Origin of the sequence: Halomonas icarae, from assembly GCF_009901955.1 — a bacterium.
Lineage (GTDB): Bacteria > Pseudomonadota > Gammaproteobacteria > Pseudomonadales > Halomonadaceae > Halomonas > Halomonas icarae.
Genome location: NZ_WUTS01000001.1, coordinates 3,146,829 through 3,153,836 on the forward strand (window position 1 = coordinate 3,146,829; position 7,008 = coordinate 3,153,836).

A 7,008-nucleotide genomic window follows, 5' to 3' on the forward strand; every position below is an offset into this window, starting at 1 on the left:
AAGGCCCCGCCATAGCGGGGCCTTCTCGCGGCAAGAATCAGGAGTCTCAGGCAGAGACGACGCTGACGAACTTGCGGTTCTTCGGACCCTTGGTCTCGAACTTGACCACGCCTTCGTCCAGAGCGAACAGGGTGTGGTCCTTGCCGATACCGACGCCAGTGCCGGCGTGGAACTTGGTGCCGCGCTGGCGAACGATGATGTTGCCGGCGGTCACGGCCTGGCCACCGAAGAGCTTGACGCCAAGGCGCTTGGATTCGGAATCGCGACCGTTACGGGTAGAACCCGCTGCCTTCTTATGTGCCATGGTATAAACCTCCGTTCAGGGGGATGGACCGCTTAGGCGGAGATCCCGGTGATCTTGACTTCAGTGAACCACTGACGGTGGCCCTGACGCTTCATGCTGTGCTTGCGGCGACGGAACTTGATGATGGTGACCTTGTCGCCACGGCCGTGGGAAACGACCTCGGCAGAGACCTTGGCACCGTCAACCAGGGGAGCGCCGACCTTGACCTCGTCGTCGCTGCCGACCAGCAGCACTTCGTCGAAGTCGATGGACTCGCCGGTCGGGACTTCGATCTTCTCGAGCTTCAGGGTCTGGCCTTCCTGAACGCGGTACTGCTTGCCACCGCTCTTGATAACTGCGTACATGCTTTTCTCTCCAGGACTCATCGGGTTGGGCTCTTCGTCGGCCTGCTTCGAGTGGCGCCCCTTTCGGCAACCATCTGACAGGGAGCGAGATGAGTGGGTCGCGAATTATAACGACAGGCGACCCGGCAGACAACCCGCGAGATGGGCGTTTCTGCCGCCGCCTTGACGCCCCCGAGGACGCCCCATAGCATGGCCGGCAATCCAAGGCCAGCAGGGGGCCGCCTCGCCCCGGCCCAACCGACTGTTGATACCGCCTACATGCCCATCCACGCTTCCGCTTCCGACACCGCCGCCGCCTCCCCGATCCATGCCGTCGTGGCCGAGGACTTCGCCGCCGTCAACCGCACCATCATGGCCAAGCTCGGCTCTCGCATCCCGCTGGTCGAGACCATCGGCCAACACATCATCGTCAGCGGCGGCAAGCGCCTGCGCCCGCTGCTGGTGCTGCTGGCGGCCCGTGCACTGAGCTACCAGGACGATCGGCATATCACGCTGGCCACCCTGATCGAGTTCATGCACACCTCCACCCTGCTGCATGACGACGTGGTGGACGAGTCGCACCTGCGTCGCGGCAAGGCCACCGCCAACGACGCCTGGGGCAACGCCCCCTCGGTGCTGGTCGGCGACTTCCTCTACTCGCGCTCCTTCCAGATGATGGTCGAGGTGGGCTCCATGCGCATCATGGATGTGCTCTCCTCCGCCACCTGCGTGATCGCCGAGGGCGAGGTGCAGCAACTCACCAATGTGGGCAACCCGGATATCGACGAGGCCGCCTACTTCGAGACCATCCAGGGCAAGACCGCCATGCTGTTCGAGGCGGCCAGCCATAGCGGCGCCATCCTCGCCGAGGCCACTCCCGAGCAGGAGACCGCCTTGAAACTCTATGGCCGCTACCTGGGCCTGGCCTTCCAGCTGATCGACGACCTGCTCGACTATCAGGGCGATGCCGAGGCGATGGGCAAGAACGTCGGCGACGACCTGGCCGAAGGCAAGCCCACCCTGCCGCTGATTCAGGCCATGGCCAAGGGCACCCCGGAGCAGACCAAGGTGATCCGCAAGGCGATTCGCCAGGGGGGGCTGGATCACCTGCAGGAGGTCCTGGAGATCATCAACGCCACCGGCGCCCTGGAGTACACCCGCCAGCGCGCCGTGGAGATGGCCGATCTGGCCCTGGCTCAGCTCGAAGCGCTGCCCGAAAGCCCCTACCGCGACAGCATGGCCGAGCTGGCCCACCTCGCGGTGGATCGCCAGGCATAAAAAGACCTGGCGGGGTTGCATTTTCCCGCCACCTGCGTAAACTACGCTGCGTCGATCAGGGACACCCCTCGAGAACGACATCGGAGTATAGCTCAGCTTGGTAGAGCGCTGCCTTCGGGAGGCAGAGGTCGTAGGTTCGAATCCTGCTACTCCGACCACTAATTCAATGACTTAGATGATAAGTGATGACTTACGGTAGCAGCGGGCGCTGCCAAAAACCGTCCCCCACAAGTCCACTATCATCAAGTCCCGAAGAACCGGCCCACAGCGGCCGGTTTTTTCGTTTCTGCCTGCCCCCGGGAGGCAGCGCGAGTCGCACAGAAAGCCCGAACCCACAGCACAAGCCTTGGACTCGGGCCCGACACCCCAACTGAGGACATCAGGCTTCAATCAGCGTAGCGCCTGCGCCGGACAAGTGCAGCCCCTTCCTTTCAGAACGGATAGCGGACGAATCCGTCCGCACCGAGGATGCAACGGTCTAATGCGATCGATATGCCAGATCCTCAACAGCCCTTGGCACAGCTTCGTCCAATGATCAGTGGTAGGATCAGGTTCAAACCTTGCTGGCGAATACCGTAAACGGTCCACAAACCCCATCTTCTGCATCTAAATAGTGTCCGTCAGACTGGTGTCACCCGACCCCAAGGAGGAGTCCTCCTTGGGGTCGGGTGACACCAGTCTGACGGACACTATTTAGATGCAGAAGATGGGGTTTGTGGACCGTTTACTCGATTTCCACTGCGTAGTTCAGCATCGACCTGAGCACGTTCCAAGACCGCTTGATGGACGAATACGCGAGCCCCCTTCCCTCCATCGCCAGTTGCCAGGCGAGAAGATCCTGTTTCCCCAACTCCAGCAACTCACGACTCCGCCAGTCACGGAAATCGCGATTGAGTCGCTTGAGATCCTCGCTGCCTTGCTTGTTGCGCATCAGGTGCTCGCGGAAAGGGCCATCGGCGAATTCCGCAAAGGTCACTGCCGAGACTTTCTGGTCCTTAGCCTCCAGGAGCTCCCGACGCTTACGCTCACGCTCGATGTGGGGCTCAATACCGTTGGCAATACCTGCCAGCCAACCTGTGACGATTTCTCTGGCGGCATCAGCAGATACCCCTGGCCACCTACCGACTTTCACCGCTGGACGCTTACGCTCGACCTTGGACCGGTATCGATAGAAGAACGACACCACCGACTGATCACGACTGAGCAAGCATGAAAACCCCATGATCAGGGTATCCCTGATCTCTGACACTCCCTTCTTCTTAGCATCATGAATAGCAGCTTCGGTGATACGACGCGAAATGACATTTCTGGACATAGCCCAATCCTCAGCAGAGTGGATGACTGGAGCCCCTGATGCACAGCATCAAGGGCCCGCCCAGCCGTCCACGAGCCGTCCACAAGCGTTCTGACTCACCACAGAACGATGGACGAACGGGGTGTCCACAAACTTATGCTAAGGATATTTAGGCTTTCAAGTTATCGGAAAATCGATGCCAATTGCATACATTTAGGCTCATATTTTACCGACATCGGCAACATTAGTGCTTGCAGGTGCGCTCTTCGGGAGGCAGAGGTCGTAGGTTCGAATCCTGCTACTCCGACCAAAGAATTCAGTAAAAACGGCCACTTAGCTCAATGGAGCGGTGGCCGTTTTGCGTTGCCAGCCTTCCAGGTACAAATAGGTTCCAAGTGCCAGAAAGTCGTCTGCACAGGCTGCACAAGCGGCTGGGGGCAGCGCGATCACGCCTGCCATGCTCAACTCAGCGACTTCGCCAGCGAGGACGAGTGCCAAACCTGGCTGGCACAGCGGCTCAACCATTTCGTCAACGTTTCCCGCCCGCGGCTGAAGGCGATGGCCAGGCAAAGGAAGCCTGCTGACTGTTACAGGACCTCGATGAACTCTCGCAATCGGTCCGCCGTGACGATCAGACCACAGGCCGCCAGGGTGTCGAGGTACTCCTCGGCGCTTCTTGGCGGCTTGCGCAGGCTGGCACGGTGGCGATGGACGGTCCTGAGCACCAGCCCCTCATTCAGCTCGAACTGCTGCTCCAGGAAGGTATCGGGATGGACGGCCTCGATACCGAAGCGGGCCAGGGTATCGGCCGGGAAGTCTTTCAAGTTGAAGGTGACGATCAATTGCGCCCCGGCGCGAATGGCTGCGGCCAGCACGTGGCGGTCGTCAGGGTCGGGCAGCTCGAGAGCGGGGATCAACGGCTCGTGCCCGGTGACCAGCGCATCCGGCACCGCCCGATTCATGAGCTTGACGGTTCGCGGCAGCGCTTTGGCAAGCTCTGGGCGATTATTGAGCAGGTTGCGCGTCCACTCGTCGTGAATCTGCTCGGTCCAGTGCGCCGCGTAGAGCCCCGAAGTGGCCAGTCTCATCAGCAGATCCCGCAAGGGTGCGGGGTAGAGCACGCAGGCGTCGTAGACGACCACGAAGCGCATCAGTAGCCCATATCCAGGTCCTGAGCCTGGTCGGCCAGCTCCTGAAGGGCGGCCTCGGAGACCTCCTCCTGCTGGCGCTTGTAGGCCAACAGATCCTGCAGGCGAATGCGACGGTGTGTGCCCACTCGGGAGAAGGGAACTGCACCCTCCTCGAGCAGCTTGACCAGGTGGGGCCGCGAGACATTGAGCATGTTGGCGGCTTCCTGGGTCGTCACCTCGGCATGGGTGGGGAGGATGGTCACGGCATTGCCCTGTGCCATCTCGGTCAGCAGGTCACGCAGCAGCACCAGCGCCTGACGGGGCAGCACCAGGTCCGCCCCATCCAGCTTGATATGCGCACGGTCGCTGTCGGGCCGCTCGCGTAGCAGCTGGCTAAGCTCGGTGGCGCTGGCCCTGGCCAGGTGGGTGAGCTCGAGGTTGTCGGGCACGGTATCTTGAGTGGCAACGTTCATGTCATGTCCTCCACGCGGCCCGCTACTGCAGGCTACCGTCTCGTGTTCTATCGGTACCTGCCAGGCTATTCGAAATAAACAAAAATCGCAATATCCGAAACAGGCTGCTGACCTGTCACTGGCATGCTGAGGGAAATGAATTCACACAGATAGCCACAGCATGGGAGGACCCGAAAACACGGATGCTGGAGAAGCCCTTCATCGACCAGTACTTCCTGAAGAGCGAGGACGTTAAACGGCCACTTAGCTCGATTGAGCGGTGGCCGTTTTGCGTTGCCGACGACTCCCGCCTGCCTCAAGCGGGGGTCATGTGATAGCTCAGGTCACGGTGATCACCCCGCAGCCGGCGATATGGCTGACCTTATGGGAGACACTGCCGAATATCATGCCGCGCACATTGCCGAGCCCACGGCTGCCCATCACGATGACGTCGGCGCCAATCGTTTCCGCCTGCTCCTTGATCTGCTCGGCGGGACGCCCCTGAGACACGCTCTCCTTCACGTCCAGGCCGTCGAGATCGACCAGGGAGCGCGCCTGATCGATCACCTTGCGAGCCTTGTCCCTCATCGCCTGCGCCATCTGCTCACGCTCCTCCTCGGAGAAGGGGTCGGCGGAGCCACCGACAAACAGCCCGACGTTGTCCGGCGGATACTCCGCCACGGTCATCAGATGCAGCGTCGATGCCCCGGCACGAGCCAGGGAGGCGGCGACCCTCAGCGCCTTGATGGCGTGTTCGGAACCGTCGAGGGGAACCAGAATCTTGGCGTACATGGCGTCACTCCTGCAGCAGCCGAGAGGTAAGGGGCGCGGCACGGCCCGCTTCTCTCAGCATAGCCCTTCGGTAGGGCTTCGCTTCGCTCCAAGCCCCCTCCCCGGTCTTCGCCGGCATGACGGTGGCATCAGTCGTCGTCCTCGTCAGTCTCGCCCCCCGCCGCCTGTCGCCGGGAGTGCGCCTTGCGGGCCCGATTGCGCCGATAGAGTCGCACCAGGGCGATCCATAGCGCGGCCACCACCATGGCCGCCAGGGTCCAGCCCTGCCAGGGGCGGGCGGCGTCGCCCATGACGGTTTCCAGGGTGATGATCAGAATAAAACCCAGCGCCTGACTGGCGATGGCCAGGGCACGCAGGGTGTCGAAGGCAGGCTTGGCCATGGCGGCTCCCGGTGGCGGATGCTTCGGCTAGGATCGGACCCCGCGGATGACAGCCCCGCCAACCGGCAGTAGGCTTGGCAGGATCCAGGATCGGCTGCACCACATTGTACCCCCTGGCCTTTCGTTCGCCGACCCTGCCCTCAAGGAGCCACACCCCTAAGGAGTCGCCACCCCATGGATGCCATCGCCCTGGGTCCCGTCCTGCTCTCGCTGCCGCGCCTCTACGCCTTCGTGGCTGCCCTGCTACTACTGGGTGCCAGCGCCTGGCTGCTCGGCCTGCCCCGGCGCGCCCACTCCCGCTGGTTCAATGGCCTGCTGCTGGCCTGGCTGCTCGGCGCGAGGATCGGCCATGTGGCGCTCCACCCTGATGCCTATGCCGCCGCCCCGCTGGATGCCCTCAAGCTGTGGCAGCCCGGCTATCACGGGCTCTGGGGCCTGATGGCCGGCCTGATCTGGAGCGGCTGGATGCTGCGCGACCACCTGGGCCGTCTGGTTGGCGCCATGGCGCTACTGGTCGTGGTCTCGGCACTCTGGCTGGCCACCGTCACCCTGGCGCCCTTCGGCGGTGGCATGGCTCTGAAGACCCTGCCCGACCTCGCTCTGGAAAACCTCGAGGGCGAGACCGTCAATCTGCGTGAGCTCGAGGGCGAGCGCGTCGTGCTGAATCTATGGGCCACCTGGTGCCCGCCCTGCCTGCGCGAGATGCCGCTGCTGGCCGAGGCGAGCGCTCGGGACGATGTTACCGTGGTGGTGGCCAACCAGGGCGAGTCGCTGCTGCAGGTGGTGCGCTACCTCGACGACCAGGCACTCGACTTTCGCTACCCGCTGCTCGACCCACACCAGGAGCTGATGGTGCTCAGCGAGTCTCCCGGTCTGCCCACCACCCTGCTGTTCGACACCCGGGGTCACGCCGTGGAGCAGCATGTCGGCGAGCTGACCCGTGCCCAGCTGGACACCTGGTTGGCACCGCCGCCCTAGCACTACAGTCGTAACTGAATAAGCTACAATGCATGTGGTTGATATGGAAGCGATCACAGGGTGAAGGATGCAAGAAC

At 62.4% G+C, this 7,008-nt stretch carries 9 protein-coding genes and 1 tRNA gene; 3 read left to right on the forward strand and 7 right to left on the reverse strand.

Translation table 11 applies throughout. From position 1 onward, the window contains the following. Window positions 1-46 precede the first annotated feature (46 nt). Complete coding sequence (gene rpmA, locus GRB80_RS14450) at window positions 47-304, reverse strand: 50S ribosomal protein L27 (protein ID WP_132044181.1); 258 nt, start codon at window positions 302-304, stop codon at window positions 47-49. A 32-nt stretch (window positions 305-336) separates the two neighbouring features. Beyond that, window positions 337-648 (reverse strand): 50S ribosomal protein L21, encoded by a 312-nt coding sequence (gene rplU, locus GRB80_RS14455; RefSeq protein ID WP_132044179.1) that lies wholly within the window; start codon window positions 646-648, stop codon window positions 337-339. A 258-nt stretch (window positions 649-906) separates the two neighbouring features. On the opposite strand from rplU, the gene ispB reads away from it, so the two are divergent. Continuing rightward, window positions 907-1,905 (forward strand): octaprenyl diphosphate synthase, encoded by a 999-nt coding sequence (gene ispB, locus GRB80_RS14460; RefSeq protein ID WP_161424029.1) that lies wholly within the window; start codon window positions 907-909, stop codon window positions 1,903-1,905. Window positions 1,906-1,986: 81 nt separating this feature from the next. Continuing rightward, window positions 1,987-2,063: transfer RNA gene (locus tag GRB80_RS14465), tRNA-Pro, on the forward strand. A 566-nt stretch (window positions 2,064-2,629) separates the two neighbouring features. On the opposite strand, the gene GRB80_RS14470 is transcribed toward GRB80_RS14465, so the two are convergent. From GRB80_RS14470 to GRB80_RS14490, 5 genes are all read right to left on the reverse strand, one after another. Further along, a complete protein-coding gene (locus GRB80_RS14470; RefSeq protein ID WP_161424030.1) occupies window positions 2,630-3,220 on the reverse strand; it encodes an Arm DNA-binding domain-containing protein in 591 nt (196 codons plus the stop codon). A gap of 566 nt (window positions 3,221-3,786) precedes the next feature. After that, window positions 3,787-4,350, reverse strand: a complete 564-nt coding sequence (locus GRB80_RS14475; protein WP_161424031.1) for a PIN domain-containing protein — start codon at window positions 4,348-4,350, stop codon at window positions 3,787-3,789. Continuing rightward, window positions 4,350-4,802 (reverse strand): helix-turn-helix domain-containing protein, encoded by a 453-nt coding sequence (locus GRB80_RS14480; protein WP_132044173.1) that lies wholly within the window; start codon window positions 4,800-4,802, stop codon window positions 4,350-4,352. Before GRB80_RS14480 ends, GRB80_RS14475 begins: the two co-directional genes overlap by 1 nt. A gap of 318 nt (window positions 4,803-5,120) precedes the next feature. Next, a complete protein-coding gene (locus GRB80_RS14485) occupies window positions 5,121-5,573 on the reverse strand; it encodes a universal stress protein (RefSeq protein ID WP_161424032.1) in 453 nt (150 codons plus the stop codon). Between the two features lie 128 nt (window positions 5,574-5,701). Further along, entirely contained in the window at window positions 5,702-5,953 is a 252-nt protein-coding gene (locus GRB80_RS14490; RefSeq protein ID WP_132044169.1) for a hypothetical protein, read from the reverse strand. Window positions 5,954-6,127: 174 nt separating this feature from the next. Between GRB80_RS14490 and GRB80_RS14495 the strand changes: the two genes are divergently transcribed. Continuing rightward, window positions 6,128-6,931: a TlpA family protein disulfide reductase gene (locus GRB80_RS14495; RefSeq protein ID WP_161424033.1), complete on the forward strand. Its 804-nt coding sequence runs from the start codon at window positions 6,128-6,130 to the stop codon at window positions 6,929-6,931. Window positions 6,932-7,008: the final 77 nt, after the last annotated feature.

Excerpts from the sequence above, each read along its gene's own strand:
- rpmA (WP_132044181.1), bottom strand. The coding sequence starts at position 304 with ATGGCACATAAGAAGGCAGCGGGTTCTACCCGTAACGGTCGCGATTCC.
- rplU (WP_132044179.1), bottom strand. The coding sequence starts at position 648 with ATGTACGCAGTTATCAAGAGCGGTGGCAAGCAGTACCGCGTTCAGGAA.
- ispB (WP_161424029.1), top strand. The coding sequence starts at position 907 with ATGCCCATCCACGCTTCCGCTTCCGACACCGCCGCCGCCTCCCCGATC.
- GRB80_RS14470 (WP_161424030.1), bottom strand. The coding sequence starts at position 3,220 with ATGTCCAGAAATGTCATTTCGCGTCGTATCACCGAAGCTGCTATTCAT.
- GRB80_RS14475 (WP_161424031.1), bottom strand. The coding sequence starts at position 4,350 with ATGCGCTTCGTGGTCGTCTACGACGCCTGCGTGCTCTACCCCGCACCC.
- GRB80_RS14480 (WP_132044173.1), bottom strand. The coding sequence starts at position 4,802 with ATGAACGTTGCCACTCAAGATACCGTGCCCGACAACCTCGAGCTCACC.
- GRB80_RS14485 (WP_161424032.1), bottom strand. The coding sequence starts at position 5,573 with ATGTACGCCAAGATTCTGGTTCCCCTCGACGGTTCCGAACACGCCATC.
- GRB80_RS14490 (WP_132044169.1), bottom strand. The coding sequence starts at position 5,953 with ATGGCCAAGCCTGCCTTCGACACCCTGCGTGCCCTGGCCATCGCCAGT.
- GRB80_RS14495 (WP_161424033.1), top strand. The coding sequence starts at position 6,128 with ATGGATGCCATCGCCCTGGGTCCCGTCCTGCTCTCGCTGCCGCGCCTC.